Annotated in this window: 11 protein-coding genes; 6 read left to right on the top strand and 5 right to left on the bottom strand. The window is 55.8% G+C overall.

Features of this window, described 5'->3' with window-relative positions:
* Positions 1-85: 85 nt before the first annotated feature.
* Positions 86-1,138 carry an ABC transporter ATP-binding protein gene (locus ABNH18_RS01280; protein WP_349381076.1) on the top strand — a complete coding sequence of 351 codons (1,053 nt, stop codon included), beginning with the start codon at positions 86-88 and terminating at the stop codon, positions 1,136-1,138.
* A 103-nt stretch (positions 1,139-1,241) separates the two neighbouring features.
* Here ABNH18_RS01280 and ABNH18_RS01275 read toward each other — a convergent pair whose 3' ends face one another.
* The 5 genes from ABNH18_RS01275 to ABNH18_RS01255 form a co-directional block, all read right to left on the bottom strand.
* Positions 1,242-2,345, bottom strand: coding sequence for a GGDEF domain-containing protein (locus ABNH18_RS01275; RefSeq protein ID WP_349381075.1), 1,104 nt, complete (start codon positions 2,343-2,345; stop codon positions 1,242-1,244).
* On the bottom strand, positions 2,342-3,445 hold the full coding sequence (locus ABNH18_RS01270) for a GGDEF domain-containing protein (RefSeq protein WP_349381074.1): 1,104 nt from the start codon (positions 3,443-3,445) through the stop codon (positions 2,342-2,344). The genes ABNH18_RS01275 and ABNH18_RS01270 overlap by 4 nt, the downstream gene beginning before the upstream one ends.
* Before the next feature lie 190 nt (positions 3,446-3,635).
* On the bottom strand, positions 3,636-5,135 hold the full coding sequence (gene glpK / locus ABNH18_RS01265; protein WP_349381073.1) for a glycerol kinase GlpK: 1,500 nt from the start codon (positions 5,133-5,135) through the stop codon (positions 3,636-3,638).
* Positions 5,136-5,441: 306 nt separating this feature from the next.
* Positions 5,442-7,058 (bottom strand): ATP-binding protein, encoded by a 1,617-nt coding sequence (locus tag ABNH18_RS01260; RefSeq protein WP_349381072.1) that lies wholly within the window; start codon positions 7,056-7,058, stop codon positions 5,442-5,444.
* A 45-nt stretch (positions 7,059-7,103) separates the two neighbouring features.
* Positions 7,104-7,826: a response regulator gene (locus ABNH18_RS01255; protein WP_349381071.1), complete on the bottom strand. Its 723-nt coding sequence runs from the start codon at positions 7,824-7,826 to the stop codon at positions 7,104-7,106.
* A gap of 667 nt (positions 7,827-8,493) precedes the next feature.
* Between ABNH18_RS01255 and ABNH18_RS01250 the strand changes: the two genes are divergently transcribed.
* The 5 genes from ABNH18_RS01250 to ABNH18_RS01230 all read left to right on the top strand — a co-directional run bounded on the left by ABNH18_RS01250 (position 8,494) and on the right by ABNH18_RS01230 (position 15,756).
* Positions 8,494-11,379 (top strand): ribonucleoside-diphosphate reductase subunit alpha, encoded by a 2,886-nt coding sequence (locus ABNH18_RS01250; RefSeq protein WP_349381070.1) that lies wholly within the window; start codon positions 8,494-8,496, stop codon positions 11,377-11,379.
* Between the two features lie 137 nt (positions 11,380-11,516).
* Entirely contained in the window at positions 11,517-12,809 is a 1,293-nt protein-coding gene (locus ABNH18_RS01245; RefSeq protein ID WP_349381069.1) for a ribonucleotide-diphosphate reductase subunit beta, read from the top strand.
* 542 nt (positions 12,810-13,351) lie between these two features.
* Complete coding sequence (locus tag ABNH18_RS01240; protein WP_349381068.1) at positions 13,352-14,257, top strand: alpha/beta hydrolase; 906 nt, start codon at positions 13,352-13,354, stop codon at positions 14,255-14,257.
* A gap of 57 nt (positions 14,258-14,314) precedes the next feature.
* Positions 14,315-14,872 carry a hypothetical protein gene (locus tag ABNH18_RS01235; protein ID WP_349381067.1) on the top strand — a complete coding sequence of 186 codons (558 nt, stop codon included), beginning with the start codon at positions 14,315-14,317 and terminating at the stop codon, positions 14,870-14,872.
* A 116-nt stretch (positions 14,873-14,988) separates the two neighbouring features.
* Positions 14,989-15,756 carry an SDR family oxidoreductase gene (locus ABNH18_RS01230; RefSeq protein WP_349381066.1) on the top strand — a complete coding sequence of 256 codons (768 nt, stop codon included), beginning with the start codon at positions 14,989-14,991 and terminating at the stop codon, positions 15,754-15,756.
* Positions 15,757-15,765: the final 9 nt, after the last annotated feature.

Genomic DNA, 15,765 nt, shown 5'->3' with positions numbered 1-15,765 from the left:
TGGCAACGCTGCACGCACCATGCAACACGGATCACGGGGACATTTGCCCGCGTTGCGTGCAGCGTGAAGCCTGGAGCGCACGACCATGAACGAACCGTTGCTTAGCCTCAACCATCTGGCCTGTGGCTACCACCAGCAAACCGTGGTCAACGACCTGAGCCTGACACTGGCGGCAGGGGAAATTGCCTGCCTGCTTGGCCCCAGCGGCTGCGGCAAGACCACCACCTTGCGAGCCATCGCAGGGCTGGAACCGGTAACCGCAGGCTCAATCAGTATTCAGGGAAAAGCCGTCTCCGGGCCCCATCGTCAGTTACCCCCCAATCAACGCGGCTTGGGCATGGTGTTCCAGGAACACGCGCTGTTTCCCCATCTCACGGTGGCGGACAATGTGGCCTTCGGCCTGCGGCGACAAAGCCGGACGGAACGCGAAGAGCGGGTGCATGCATGCCTGCAGCGGGTACGACTCAGTGGCCTGGAGCAACGCTACCCCCACGAGCTTTCCGGCGGCCAGCAACAACGTGTGGCCCTGGCCCGGGCGCTGGCCCCCCAGCCCGCCCTGCTGCTGCTGGACGAACCCTTCGCCAGCCTGGATCTGGACCTGCGCCGGGCGCTGGCCCAAGAGTTGGGCGACATTCTCCGCCAGGAAAAGGTCACCACCCTGCTGGTTACTCACGACCAGGAAGAAGCCTTTGCACTGGCCGACCGGGTCGGCGTTATGCAGCTGGGCCACCTGGAGCAATGGGATACGCCCTACAACATCTACCATGCGCCGGCGAACCGGTTCGTGGCAGAATTCGCCGGCTACGGCACTTTTTTGCGCGGCACCGTACGCGATGGCAACACCGTTCACACCACCCTGGGCGATGTGACCGGCCGCAGCCATACTCCTCTGCAAGCAGGCACTGAAGTGGAAGTATTGCTACGCCCGGAAGACGTGATTGCCGACGAATCGTCTCCTCTCGCGCTCCCCGTCACCCGGCGTCAGTTCACCGGCGCCAGCATCCTTTATCACCTGAGAGTCGGCGCCAGCGAAACCCTGCTCTGCCAGACCGACAGCCACACCAATGTGGTGGAAGGCGACAACCTGCATGTGCGGCTGGGCACCAAGCATTTGGTCACGTTCGAAGTCAGGGGATAAAAGTTCAAAGTTGAAAGTTTAAAAGCGCGAACAAATTGCGTTGCTAACCGATCGACTCCTGAGCCTCGCGTTTAAACTTTGAGCTTTCAACTCACTCCTGCTTTTACGCCACCTGGCTCTGATCCCGCCCGCTGGACTTGGCCTTGTACAAGCCTTGATCCGCCCGGTTAAGCAGTTCATCCACACTTTCGCCATCGCGATAATCCGCCACCCCCACGGACAGGCTGACAGTAGCCGGACCTCCCTGGGCATCGAAGCGTTGTTCACGCCAGCGTTGGCGCAGGCGTTCGGCCACCAGCAACGCGCCGTGAGCATCACTTTGCGGCAACACTAGCAGGAACTCTTCCCCGCCCAGGCGGCCAAAGTAATCGCCATCACGCATGCCCGATAGCGCCAACTCGGAAAACTGGCGCAGCACCCGGTCGCCCCAGTCATGACCGTGCCGATCGTTGATTTTCTTGAAGTGATCCAGGTCCACGTAGCACACCGCAAAAGGCACCCCTTTACGGCCGGACAACGCCCGCTGGCGCTCCAGAATGTCCAGCAGATGGCGGCGATTGAATAAGCCAGTCAGGTCATCGCGGATCGCCATCTCCCGGACCTTTCCCACCGCGTTAGCTAGGTCCCGGTTCTTATCTGCGAGGGCGTCACGCAGGCGGTTCACGCTCCCACCGGTAACCGCAAAGCTCACCGAAATCATGGCGAACACCAGCCACTGCAGCAGCTCCACTGACAAGCTCAGCTGCACCCAGCGGTCCATCAACGCTACCCACAGCATCAGCGCATAGGCCGCACTGGCCAAGAACGCCACCGCCACCATCACCTTGCCACTGAGCCGGAACGACACCATCAGCAAGGCCGCAAAGAACAGAGTTACCACACTGAGCCGGAACTCATCCACGTAATAGCCCGACACCATAAACACGCCGATAAAGTACAAAATCAGCGGCAGCGACAGACTCGGCTCGCGCCATTGCAACGTCACCCCTGTCGTCATCAGCACCTGATAGACCAGCAAAAAAAACCAGACCAGCGACACCAGCACCAGCGCCTGAGGCAACGCGATATGCATGTAGCCCAACTGAAAATACACCACGCACAGCAACGTATGCATGGCCAGGATCGCCATGGCCGAACGGCTATGACGTTGCATCAGGCGCTTTTCGCTCAGAGTCAGTTTCTCTGCCTGGTGCAGGTCCTGGTTCATGCCGACTCCCCGACAATCAATTTATCGCGCCCGGTTGCCTTGGCCCGGTACAGGGCCAGATCTGCCCGCTTGATTAATTGCGCAGGCGTTTCGTCGTTATTCAGCATGGCCAGCCCCCCGGAGACCGTAACCACCAAACCGGGTGCGTCTTTGAAGCGCTGGCTGCGCATGCCCATCAGAATTCCCTCCACCAGATTGCGCGCCTCTTCAGGATCACTGACCGGCAGCACCAGCATGAATTCTTCCCCGCCCAGGCGGGCAGCAAAATCCTGGTTGGTCAGGTGACGTCGAGTCACATCCGCAAAACGCTGCAACACTAAATCGCCCATACGGTGACCGTACTGATCGTTGGTTTTCTTGAAGTGATCCAGATCCAGATACACCACGCCCAGTTGATACGCGCCACGGGCGGATTGCCCACATGCCTTGCTCAACAATTCCATGGCATGCCGGCGACGATAAAAACCGGTCAGCTCGTCTTTCACCGCCATGTCATGGATGCGCTCGACAATGCCTGCCAGCTGCTGATTACGTTTACCCAGCTGGAACCGAATGGTGGAGATCTCCGACGCTACCAGCATGGCAGCCAACACCATGACACTGAACAGCCCCCACTGTATCCATTCGCCCTGCACATCCACCACTTCTGGCCAGTACACGCAAACCGCCCCCAGCACGAGCGCATACCCCAGCACGCAATACCCTGCCAGCGCCATGAATTGCCGTAACGAAGCCTGCAGCACCCCCATCTGGACGATGGCGAAGAAAATCAACATGACGCACAGACGCACCTGATCGACGACCAGTGCTGTGGCCAACAACCCGGTGGTAGACCACACCATCAACGGCATGATCATGGAGGGTTCGGATAGTCGGCGGTTCAGGCCCACCAACATAAACAGGACGAACAGGATATGGCCGGTCCAGAGGGCGGCAAAGAGGGAATAAAACAGGACTTCCCCGCCGCGGAAAAAGTCCAGCTGCAACGCGATCCAGCACAGTAATGTATGGGCACTGCCTCCCGCCAGGATAGCAAAAAGCACCCGCCGTAATCGCTGCGACTGCAAGGCCACAGGGTGAGACGTTAACGTTTGATCCATGCCGGATTTCCCGATTTGGTGCGACCATCCCCACTCGCAATCACACCAACTGGTAGCAAAATAGTATTATTGTTGAACTAATAGTAATACCAAGTGCCTACTCCGTCACAGTTTGACCATCCCCTAAACGGAACCGCTCATCGTTGTAAAACGGATTTTACGCCACCGAACCGTCTGGTTTTTATGCAATTTAGCGAATCGGCGAATCCGGGGCTGGCTGACAAACCCGGGCCACCGCATCCCGCCACCCCTGATAGCGTTTCTGGCGCTCCGCCTCCTCCAGCGCTGGAGAGAACTCCCGCTCACAGCGCCATTGCTCGGCCACTGAGTCCAGCGATGCATACAAACCTACACCCAGGCCCGCCAGATACGCAGCCCCCAAGGCGGTCGTTTCGGTGACCATCGGGCGGTCCACACACACGCCCAGCACATCCGAGAGGGTCTGGCTTAACCAGTTATTCACGACCATGCCCCCATCCACCCGCAGGGTGGTGGGCCGGGTGCCACAATCCGCCGCCATGGCATCCAGTAAGTCCCGGGACTGATAGCACACCGCTTCCAGTCCTGCCGTCACCACTTCGGCAATGCCAGTGTCCCGCGTCAGCCCCAGCAAGGCCCCGCGAGCGTGGGGATCCCACCAGGGAGCACCCAACCCGGTAAAAGCAGGCACCAGGTACACACCGCCGGCAGAACCGGCCCGGCGAGCCAAGGCTTCGGTTTCACTGGCGTCACGAATCAGGTTAAGACCGTCGCGCAGCCACTGGATCGCCGCGCCCGCTACGAAGATGGAGCCTTCCAGCGCATAGGTGGTTTTGCCGTTCAAACGATAGCCCACGGTGGTCAGCAAACGGTTATGGGACTCCACCGCCTCACCGGTGTTCATGACCATAAAACAGCCAGTGCCATAGGTGCTTTTCACCATTCCCGGGGCAAAGCAGGCCTGGCCCACCAAGGCGGCCTGCTGGTCGCCGGCAATGCCGGCCACGGGCACCGCCGCGCCCAGCAGCTCCGGGCAAGTGGTGCCAAAATCTGCAGCGCTGTCACGCACGTCCGGCAGCACCGAAGCGGGCACATTGAACAAAGCCAGCAGCTCTTCATCCCAGCATTGCTCATGGATATTGAACAACAACGTCCGCGAGGCATTGGTGGCGTCGGTGGCGTGCACCTTGCCGCGCGTCAACTGCCACAGCAACCAGCTATCAATGGTGCCAAATGCCAGCTCGCCCGCCTCTGCGCGCTGCCGGGCACCGGGCACGTTATCCAGCAACCAGGCCAGCTTGGTGGCAGAAAAGTAAGGGTCCAGCAACAGGCCCGTCTTGCTACGCACAGTGTCTTCATGGCCCTGATCGCGCAGTGCTTCACAGGTGGAGGCAGTGCGCCGGTCCTGCCAGACAATCGCCTTGGCCAACGGGTCACCGGTTTCCCGATCCCACAGCACGGTGGTCTCTCGTTGGTTAGTAATGCCAATGGCGGCCAATTGCTGGGCTTCTACCCGGGCATTGCGCAAGGCTTGCTGACACATGGCCAGGGTGTCATTCCAGATCTCCATAGCGTCGTGTTCCACCCAGCCATCTTGAGGAAAATGCTGGCGAAACTCTTTTTGCGCCTGCCCACAGGCACGGCCACTGGCATCAAAAATAATGGCGCGGGAACTGGTAGTGCCCTGGTCGATGGAGAGGATGTAAGGCATGACTCGGCTAACCCTGTTATCAGTATTGGTGGCTGGATCAGACAGACGCCTCGAGGGACGTCGGGAGGCGCATTTTAAATGAAGGCCAGATGACAGATTGCACGATAACGGACAACCTCATGGACAAAGCGGGACGCAAGTTGAAAGCTCAAAGTTGAAACGCGGATCGGGTGGCGGGGCTTTACCGCGCTCTGCCCGCGATTAACGGTCAGCGCGCGGGCACAACCTCACAAACCCGAGAGCGTTGTGGTCGCGCTTTTCAACTTTGAACTTTGAGCTTTCAACTCTTATCTCGCATCTCGTAGCTTATCCCATCCGCCCCAACACATGTTGACCTTGCTGGCTCTTGGGCAGGCTTACCGTAAAGCGCGCCCCTCCTTCCGGGCTTTCTTCCACGCGAATCTCGCCGCCGTGCCAATCCACAATCCGCTTCACGATGGACAGACCCAGTCCATACCCGCCGCTGGCCCGGTGACGGCTTTTATCCAACCGGGCAAAGGGTTTGAATACGCGCTCACGCTCGTGTTCAGGAATGCCAGGGCCGTCATCATCCACATGGATCACCACCTGATCCTCGCTTTCTTCCACCCGCATAACAATGGTCGACTGGGCATAGCGCAGGGCATTGGTCACCAAGTTCTGCAACACCCGGTGCAGGTAGCGCTCTTCCGCTTCCACTTCCAGGGTCGGATAGAGATTCTCCACGCTGATGGCGGTTTCATCGCGAATGGTTTCCAGTTCATCGCGCAGCTGCTCGCACAGCTCGCCAATCACTACCGGCTGGAATTCGATATTGGGCGTACCCTGCTCCAGACGAGCATAGGTAAGAATTTCGTCGATCAACTGATCCAGCTGTTCGATATCATGGTCCATGGCATTTAGCTTTTCGCGGCGTCGCTCCGCCGACTCGATATCCGCCAGCATCTCCAGACCAAAACGCAGCCGCGCCACCGGCGTGCGAAGCTCATGGCTCACCGCCCGGGTCATCTCCCGCTGGGATTCAATCAGCCGGCGAATGTGCGCCGTCATGCCGTTAAAAGTGGCCGCCACCTGGCCGATGGCATCACTGCCTTCAATATTGGCATAGGCCCCCAGATCACCACTGCCCAGCTGGCTCACGGCACCGTCCAGTTGTTTGAGCCGCCGCTGCAACGGGCTCACCTGCAGGTAGGTAGCCAGCGCCACCGCCAGCAGGCTGGTCGCCCCGGCAATCAACAACAGCTCAATGGGAAATTGATCAAACAGACTCAGCGGGCCGATCATCAGCAGCTTGCCGGTCTGCGCCACCGGCGCATAAATGCGGATACTGGAATCACTGCGGGTGCTGTCATCCAGGGCGATGACCACTTCACGGCGATTGAGTCGCTGCTCTTGCTCGCCATCCAGCGAGACATCATCGCGCTGAACCAGTGTCAGGGGGTAACCGAATTGGTGCTGTAGATCAGCCAGTGCCGGAGCCCACTCGGACTCCTGAAAATGCGACAAATGATTGAGGATCAACACCGCCGTGGCCCGCGCCTGCTGCTCGGACACCTTGGTCATACGGGTGTTGATATAGGCATCTTCGTCGGGGATCTGGAACAAAATGTCGGCGTAGCCTTCATTGTCATTCAGGCGCATCACCACCAGGCCGTCTTCCAGATGCAGATTTTCCCGGTACCCCAGCGCCAGTTCCTCGCGGGATTTCAGGGTTATCTCTGCACTAAACAGCTTGCTGAGCACCTGGCTCCAGCGATCTCGATCCCCGGCTTCATAACGCTGGTAGCCCTCCGCCATCAGGAAGAAGGTACCGCGGGCCATGTTCTCCCGGTACAGATCGGATCGGTAGCTGTTCACCAGCTCCACGGCGCCATAGGTGATGGCGCCGATAAAACACAGCGCCAGCAACAAGCCCCCGTAGAGCCTCAGGAAAATACTATTCAAACGTCACCCAGCGTCATCCCTGCGCCGCGACGGCCAAAACAGCCGTTATGCCGCGCCGATTTCCTTGACGAACAGATAGCCCTTGGAACGCACGGTCTTGATGCGCTTGGGATTGTCCGGGTCGTCCCCCACTTTCGGGCGAATCCGGGAAATGCGCACATCAATAGAACGATCCTGGCCGTCATATTGAATACCGCGCAATTTCTCGAAAATCGTTTCCCGTGACAGCACGGTGCCCGCGTTCGATGCCAGCAACCAAAGCAGGTCGTACTCGGCACTGGTCAGGTCCACCGACTCGCCGGCCAGGGTCACTTCCCGAGCTGAGTTGTCGATCACCAAAGCACCGAATTCCAGGCGAGCCGGCGAGCTATCGCGTTCGCTGTCGGTTTCCACCCGACGCAGCAAGGCACGAATCCGAGCCAACAGCACTCGGGGTTTCACCGGTTTGGCCACGTAATCATCCGCACCCATTTCCAGCCCCAGCACCTGATCCATGTCATCCGTGCGAGCGGTCAGCATCAGGATGGGATTTTTGTAAGCACTGCGCACTTCACGGCACACCGTCAGGCCGTCGGCGCCGGGCAGCATCAAATCCAGCACCACCAGATCCGGTTGCTCCGCACGAATACGACGAATGGCTTCTTCACCGTCGCTGACTACCGAGACATTCAGGCCGTTGCTTTGAAGGTATTCACAGGTTAGATCGGCAAGACGCTCGTCGTCTTCTACGATCATGATGGCTGGCGGGTTATCCTGCACCGTTGTCATCCCGTCCTTATCCTTTTGAATTTGTATCGTTATTGTCGTTTTGTTTCAGCGCCAACCCGGCGAACTGTAACAAACGTATCCCTATCGGATGTTTATACGCATACACGCTGTGCACGGCAACCTCTCGGGCTTCTCATCGTACAAACAACCGCCACACAAGGCTTTTTATGGCGGCACACCTGCCCTGTTTACATCGAGCGCCACGTGACCGCTCCCCCATTGACAAACACTATATCTAGTGTGCGCCTGCACAGAAAAAAAGCACCCTTAATGCACCCACATCGCCCCACAGGTTATCCACAAGATTTCCCCAGGCGAAGTGCTTGCAAAAAAGCGGGGGCAACTATAACTTGTACTGAACTCAGGCGCCGACCCCAAGATGTTGGGTTTTTGTAAAACAGGCGACGCCCCAGGACCAAACAGTCTACAGCGTGAAAAAGTGCAACCGCATCAGCGATTTAGCCTTTTTCCGACAAGAAGGGGAAAGATAAACGTCATGGATAAGACACAATATATTGTGGTTCGCGCGCTCGCGATACCACCAGGCACCATCCACGACACGATTTAACACGCCATGACCTTGCGGTCGTGGCGTTTTGCGTGGTGAAGCCACCACGCCCACAACACACAATACAGACAGAACAGCACCGACAACGGAGAGGGCACCATGCAAACGGATATGAGCCAAAACCCACAGAACGCCGGCTCCCCTGCCAGCGACAGCAACGATCAAGATCAGAGCCTTGCCAACACCGCCCCCGGGCAACTGCGCGTAATCAAGCGTAATGGCAAGGTAGTGGGCTACGATGACGACAAGATTACCGTCGCCATCAGCAAGGCCTTTCTCGCTGTCGAAGGCGGCACCGCCGCTGCATCGTCCCGCATCCATGAAACCGTGGCACGCCTGACCGAACAGGTCTCCGCCACCTTCAAGCGCCGCATGCCCTCCGGTGGCACCATCCACATCGAGGAAATTCAGGACCAGGTAGAATTGGCCCTGATGCGCAACGGCGAGCAGAAAGTGGCCCGTGACTATGTGCTGTACCGCGAACAGCAAGCCTCCAAACGCGCCGCCGAGCACAGCGACGACCTCCCCGCCCCCACCCACCAGGTGAACATGTCGGTCACCATGGAAGACGGTAGCAAGGCTCCGCTGGACATGGCTCGCCTTGAGCACCTGATTCGCGCTGCCTGCTCTGGCCTGACCGACGTGAACGCGGACAAGATCATCACCGAAACGGTGAAAAACCTGTACGACGGGGTATCCATCCATGATGTGAACACCTCCATGGTGATCACTGCTCGCACCATGATCGAAGTGGAGCCCAACTACTCCCAGGTCACCGCGCGCCTGCTGATGGACAAGATTCGCGCCGAAGCCCTGCAGTTCCTGAACGTGGCCGAGCGTGCCAGCCACGATGAAATGAACGCCTGCTACGGTGAAGCCCTGAAGGCCTACATTGGTAAAGGCATCGAGCTGGAACTGCTGTCTCCGCAACTGGCCGAGTACGACCTGGACAAACTGGGTGCCGCCCTGGATGGCAACCGCGATCTGCAGTTCTCCTACCTGGGCCTGCAAACTTTGTATGACCGGTACTTCATCCACCACAACGACGTGCGCATTGAGCTGCCCCAGTGCTTCTTCATGCGTGTCGCCATGGGTCTGGCCGCGGAAGAAGATAACCGCGAAGCCCGCGCCATCGAGTTCTACAACTTATTGTCCAGCTTCGACTACATGAGCTCCACGCCGACCCTGTTCAACGCCGGCACCCTGCGCCCGCAGCTGTCCAGCTGCTACCTGACCACCGTGCCGGATGACCTGCACGGCATTTATGGCGCCATTCAGGACAACGCCATGCTGTCCAAGTTTGCCGGCGGCCTGGGTAACGACTGGACGCCGGTGCGTGCACTGGGCGCCTACATCAAGGGCACCAATGGTCGCTCCCAGGGCGTGGTGCCGTTCCTGAAAGTCGTCAACGATACCGCCGTGGCCGTTAACCAGGGTGGCAAGCGCAAAGGCGCCGTTTGTGCCTACCTGGAAACCTGGCACATGGATATCGAAGAATTCCTGGAGCTGCGCAAAAACACCGGTGATGACCGTCGCCGCACCCACGACATGAACAGCGCCAACTGGATTCCCGACCTGTTCATGAAGCGCGTCATCAACGAAGAGGACTGGACCCTGTTCAGCCCCAACGACGCCCCGGACCTGCACGACCTGTACGGCGAAGCGTTCGAGAAAGCGTACCTGGAGTACGAAGCCAAAACCCGCAGCGGCGAACTGAAACTGTTCAAACGTCTGCCCGCCATCAACCTGTGGCGCAAGATGCTCTCCATGCTGTTCGAAACAGGTCACCCCTGGTTCACTTTCAAGGATCCGTGCAACCTGCGCAGCCCACAGCAACACGTGGGCGTGGTGCATTCCTCCAACCTGTGCACCGAGATCACTCTGAACACCAGCGAAGACGAAATTGCCGTGTGTAACCTGGGCTCTGTGAACCTGGCCCAGCACGTGGACGAAAACGGCCTGGATATCGAAAAACTGCAGGGCACCATCAACACCGCCGTGCGCATGCTCGATAACGTGATCGACATCAACTACTACAGCGTGCCCCAGGCGGAACGCTCCAACATGAAGCACCGCCCGGTGGGCCTGGGCATCATGGGCTTCCAGGATGCACTGTATAAGCAGGGCATCAGCTACGCCTCCAGCGACGCGGTGACCTTCGCCGACAACTCCATGGAAGCGGTGAGCTACTACGCCATCCAGGCCTCCGCCAAGCTGGCGGAAGAGCGCGGCGCCTACCAGACCTTCGACGGTTCCCTGTGGAGCCAGGGCGTACTGCCCATCGACTCCATCGAGATCCTGGTCAACCAGCGTGGCGAGGACTACTGCAAGGTCGATCGCAGCCAGACCCTGGATTGGGATAGCGTGCGCGCCATGGCCAAGAAAGGCATGCGCAACTCCAACGTGATGGCCATCGCGCCGACAGCAACCATTGCCAACATCACCGGGGTCTCCCAGTCCATCGAGCCCACGTACCAAAACCTGTACGTGAAATCGAACCTGTCCGGCGAGTTCACCGTGGTCAACCCGTACCTGGTCAGCGCCCTGAAAGAGCGTGGCCTGTGGGACAACGTGATGGTCAACGACCTGAAATACTACGATGGCTCCGCACAGCCCATCGAACGGATTCCGGCCGACCTGAAAGAACAGTTCCGCACCGCCTTCGAAGTGGAGCCGCGCTGGCTGGTAGAAGCGGCAAGCCGTCGCCAGAAGTGGATCGACCAGGCCCAGTCCCTGAACCTGTACATTGCCGAAGCGAACGGCAAGAAACTGGACGTGACCTACAAGATGGCTTGGTTGCTGGGCCTGAAAACCACCTATTACCTGCGCGCCATCGGCGCCACCCAGACCGAAAAATCCACCATCAACGATGGCAAGCTGAACCAGGTTTCCTCCGGGCCAGAAACGCCGGCTGAATTCAACCAAGCCGCCGACGTACCTAAAGCCTGCTCCATCGACGAGCCGGATTGCGAAGCCTGCCAATAAGAGCCGCTAGCACGCCGGCACGCATCACGCCCCACGCTTTTTGCGTGCCCGCGTGAAGCGTGTTGCGTGCAAGCTGACCTAAAGAATGCAACACCGGTGACGCCACGGCGTCGCCCTTGAAAGAATGGAGAGAACACATGCTGAGCTGGGACGAATTCAATGCGCAAGAGACGCCTGTCGCCAAACCGCAGCCCACAACCGCAACGCCGCCGGAACCTGAGACGGTATCTGACCAAGCGGCACCTGCAGCTAAAGCACCGGGAACGGGAAGTGCTGCGGATGATGGAATCGAGCAACAGCGACGAGACAACACCGCCGCCGCCCGAGCCGCCTCAGACGCCGTAGCCCGTGCCCAGGCCACCGTGGCCAAGATGGACATCGAAGAAGGCGTGGCCGAGCTGGAAGGCGCCGCTGGCCGTGTGGAAGTTGACGACAAACGCATGATCAACTGCCGCGCCGACCTGAACCAACTGGTGCCGTTCAAATACGACTGGGCTTGGCAGAAATACCTGGATGGCTGCGCCAACCACTGGATGCCCCAGGAAGTGAACATGAACGCCGACCTGGCGTTGTGGAAGAAAACCGACGGCCTCACCGACGACGAACGTCGCATCGTCAAACGGAACCTGGGTTTCTTTTCCACCGCCGACTCCCTGGTCGCCAACAACCTGGTGCTGGCCATCTACCGCCTGATCACCAACCCGGAATGCCGCCAGTACATCCTGCGTCAGTCCTTTGAAGAAGCCATTCACACCCACGCCTACCAGTACTGCATCGAATCACTGGGCATGGACGAAGGCGAAATCTTCAACATGTACCAGGAGATTCCCTCTGTCGCCAAAAAAGCGCAGTGGGGCATCCAGTACACCCGCGACCTGTCCGACCCGGAATTCAAAACCGGCACCGTGGAAACCGACAAGGCGCTGCTGGAAAACCTGATCGCTTTCTACTGTGTACTGGAAGGTATCTTCTTCTATTGCGGCTTCACCCAGATCCTATCCATGGGCCGCCGCAACAAAATGACCGGCGTCGCCGAACAGTTCCAGTACATCCTGCGCGACGAATCCATGCACGTGAACTTCGGCGTGGACGTGATCAACCAAATCAAATTGGAAAACCCACACCTGTGGGACCAGCAGATGCGTGATAAAGCCACGCAGATGATCCTGGAAGGTACCGAGCTGGAAATTCAATACGCTCGCGACACAATGCCGCGCGGTGTGCTCGGCATGAACGCCGCCATGATGGAAGAATACCTGCAGTTCATCGCTAACCGTCGCCTGGCTCAGCTGGGTTTGCCGGAGCAGTTTAAAGGCGTGAACAACCCCTTCCCATGGATGAGCGAAATCATGGACCTGCGTAAGGAGAAGAACTTCTTCGAAACCCGGGTTACCGAATACCAGGTGGGTGGCGCCCTTTCCTGGGAATAACCACACACTGTTGTGAGTTGCCATTAGAGAGGGCACGTTTGCCATTAGACGGTAACGTGCCCTCTTTTCATATCAATCACTTACAGATTTCTTGCCATTAGAAAACGCCAAAACAATAGAATAGCCCCACTGCCAGTAGCGGCCTCGCATGAATACACGAGAACACTGAATACCTCCCCAGCCATCCTCAGCAATGGCGCCTCATCTTCTAGCTCACAGAAACAACCTGTCGCCCTTTCCCGCCGAATAACCCAATGTGATCGAAACCCAAGGCTCCATCGATCAGATGGAGAACAAGCCCGAACACCTCCCCGTGAAACCCTGCCCTCAAAAATTCAGGAAAGGAGGTTTGGTGCCAATATTAGAGCCTCCTGCCGTTAGAAAACTAACCATACAACCACTGAAATGGAGCACCCAAAAGTACGCCATGGATAGGGAAGCCCATTGTGACAACCACTATTGTCACAATGGGGCAGGCAGTGATATATTTCAGACAATGGTCATTGTCAGATAATCCAAGTCGTTAAAAAGGAAGAGCCCCCATGGGAAAAGCACAAAAAATATACTTTAGTTCTCAGGGGCTGAAATGTTGCGCAAATTATTACGACCAGCCAAGCACCTCTGCTGACAGTCCTAACAACCAATATTGCATCATCATGGCCCATGGGCTTGCTGGCGTGAAAGAAATGCGCCTAGATGCATACGCAACTAAATTCTCAGAGGCCGGCTACAAAGTCTTGGTTTTTGATTATCGCCACTTTGGGGAAAGTGAGGGGCTTCCCAGGCAGCTTTTAAGTATTAAGAAGCAACATCAAGATTGGCTAGCGGCGATCAGCTATATTTCAAAAGAAACAGAAATAGAGGACTCAAAAATAATTCTTTGGGGAAGCTCACTAAGCGGCGGGCATGTCGTTGAAATTGCAAACCAAATCCCAACCTTGGCCGCAGTCGTTTCACAAGTTCCTCATGTAAACGGAATCTCCTCGGCCATGGCGGGGAATCCATTAACAAATTTAAGGCTCACTTCCGCGGCAGTTAAAGACTACATAGGCAGTTTGTTCGGCAGGCCTCCTATATATGTAAATGCCTGCGGTGAACCAGGCGATTTAGCGCTAATGACGGGCGCCGGCGAGAAGGAGGGTTACCTCAAGCTGGTTCCGGAAAACTTTAGCTTTAACCAAAAAGTATCAGCAAGATTCGTACTCTCCCTGGTTAATTACCACCCAGGACGACAACTAAAATCGTTAGTAATGCCAACGCTAATACAGGTCGGATTGAGAGATGTTACAACTCCCTCAAAAAAGACGATAAAGTACTGTAATCGCAATAACAATATCAAAGTCAAGAGCTACGACCTTGGCCATTTTTCACCTTATGTAGACCCAGACTTTTCAACATTCATTAATGATCAAATCTCATTCTTAAACAAAATAACAAACGTAATCTGAGTTAATTGAGTTAACGCAACAACCCTTAAACCGATAAAAAAACTCAGGAAGAATATCATGCCGGAAGAAAAAAATTCATCTCAACCTATTTCACCTAACCGATGGACAATAGAGGAACTTAAAACGCTAAGCACAACCTCTATTGAGACGTTATTTGAAACCCTGCCCTGCCCTACCATTGAGGAAATGAGTGGCGATTACAGTAGTGCCTTCATTGGCGCAAAAGGGCATTTCATCTCTAATTTCATATGGCATTTATCCTGTAATTTAAACATTACAACGGGAAAGTGGCTTGGGAAATCATTCGTACCAGAGTCCGGCACAGCAGGGTACGGCTACAACACGCTTGAAAAATACGGAATGAAAAGAAAGAAGTACCCCATGAAAACATTCATAGGCAAATCAGCCTATGACGGGAAAGATGTTTTTTCACTTCACTATCGGTACTTTTACTCTTTAGCTGGAATTGTAAACATGAGCGACGAAGTTCGTCGATTAGATGAAAACCGGTACTTGGGAGTTGGCCACTGGAAGATGCCGCCTGGAATTCCCATGGCATCACTTTGGTTCGTTTTAACAGGACCAACATCCCCGATTGAGCGCGGCTATCTCTGATAAGCTCATTATTATTACTTTTAAAATAATCTTCATAACCGCTCAACCACAAAACTATTGAGTTCAAAATCAAAGCAATATTTATATTGCACCACTTTCGCAAGGAGAGAAACCAAATGCAAAAATCAATTTTTATAACTGGATCGGGCGCCGGCATAGGCAGAGCGGCTGCAAAGTTTTTTTCAGATAAAGGCTGGATTGTTTGTGCAACAGACATTCACTCCGGTGGACTGGAGAGCCTAAAAGAAGACATCGGGGAAAAGCACTCATTTATGCTGCTTGATGTAAAAAATGCTGATGACGTTAAAAGCGCTCTTCTCCTATTCTCTAACAAAACAGGCGGAACTATCGATGTATTATTAAACAATGCAGGCATAGGCATAATTGATAATTTCAAGGACACGCCCCTTGATAAGCTAACCAACATGCATCACGTCAATACAGATGGAGTGATGAACTGCTGCTATTTCGCCGCACCATACCTTGAGGCTTCGCCGCAAGGAAAAATAATCAATATGTGTTCTGCTGCATCGAACTATGGACTACCGAGTGAAGCAGTTTATTCAGCAACAAAGTTCTGGGTGCGCGGATTCACAGAAGCGCTCAATATAGAGTGGGAAAGCCTGGGAATCCATGTATGCGACATTCTTCCCAGTTTCGTTGACACCCCCATGATGGAAGAATGTAGCGGCGATATTGTTGATAGCGTTGGTATTAATTTAACCACGGATGATGTTGTTAATGTGATTTGGAAATCCACTAACGATAGAAGCGTTATCCATTGGCATGTAGATACAACAAAGATGAATATTGTTCGCTCTTTGTCTCACTTTATCCCAAGAAAGATAATGCGGTCTGTTGTTAAGAAATTGTCAGGCTATTGATTATGCGCA

Origin of the sequence: Alcanivorax sp., from assembly GCF_040118815.1 — a bacterium.
GTDB lineage: Bacteria > Pseudomonadota > Gammaproteobacteria > Pseudomonadales > Alcanivoracaceae > Alcanivorax.
The sequence above is the reverse complement of the archived record's forward strand: the minus strand, read 5'-3'. Positions and strand labels throughout refer to the sequence as shown.

Excerpts from the sequence above, each read along its gene's own strand:
- ABNH18_RS01280 (WP_349381076.1), top strand. The coding sequence starts at position 86 with ATGAACGAACCGTTGCTTAGCCTCAACCATCTGGCCTGTGGCTACCAC.
- ABNH18_RS01275 (WP_349381075.1), bottom strand. The coding sequence starts at position 2,345 with ATGAACCAGGACCTGCACCAGGCAGAGAAACTGACTCTGAGCGAAAAG.
- ABNH18_RS01270 (WP_349381074.1), bottom strand. The coding sequence starts at position 3,445 with ATGGATCAAACGTTAACGTCTCACCCTGTGGCCTTGCAGTCGCAGCGA.
- glpK (WP_349381073.1), bottom strand. The coding sequence starts at position 5,135 with ATGCCTTACATCCTCTCCATCGACCAGGGCACTACCAGTTCCCGCGCC.
- ABNH18_RS01255 (WP_349381071.1), bottom strand. The coding sequence starts at position 7,826 with ATGACAACGGTGCAGGATAACCCGCCAGCCATCATGATCGTAGAAGAC.
- ABNH18_RS01250 (WP_349381070.1), top strand. The coding sequence starts at position 8,494 with ATGCAAACGGATATGAGCCAAAACCCACAGAACGCCGGCTCCCCTGCC.
- ABNH18_RS01245 (WP_349381069.1), top strand. The coding sequence starts at position 11,517 with ATGCTGAGCTGGGACGAATTCAATGCGCAAGAGACGCCTGTCGCCAAA.
- ABNH18_RS01240 (WP_349381068.1), top strand. The coding sequence starts at position 13,352 with ATGGGAAAAGCACAAAAAATATACTTTAGTTCTCAGGGGCTGAAATGT.
- ABNH18_RS01235 (WP_349381067.1), top strand. The coding sequence starts at position 14,315 with ATGCCGGAAGAAAAAAATTCATCTCAACCTATTTCACCTAACCGATGG.
- ABNH18_RS01230 (WP_349381066.1), top strand. The coding sequence starts at position 14,989 with ATGCAAAAATCAATTTTTATAACTGGATCGGGCGCCGGCATAGGCAGA.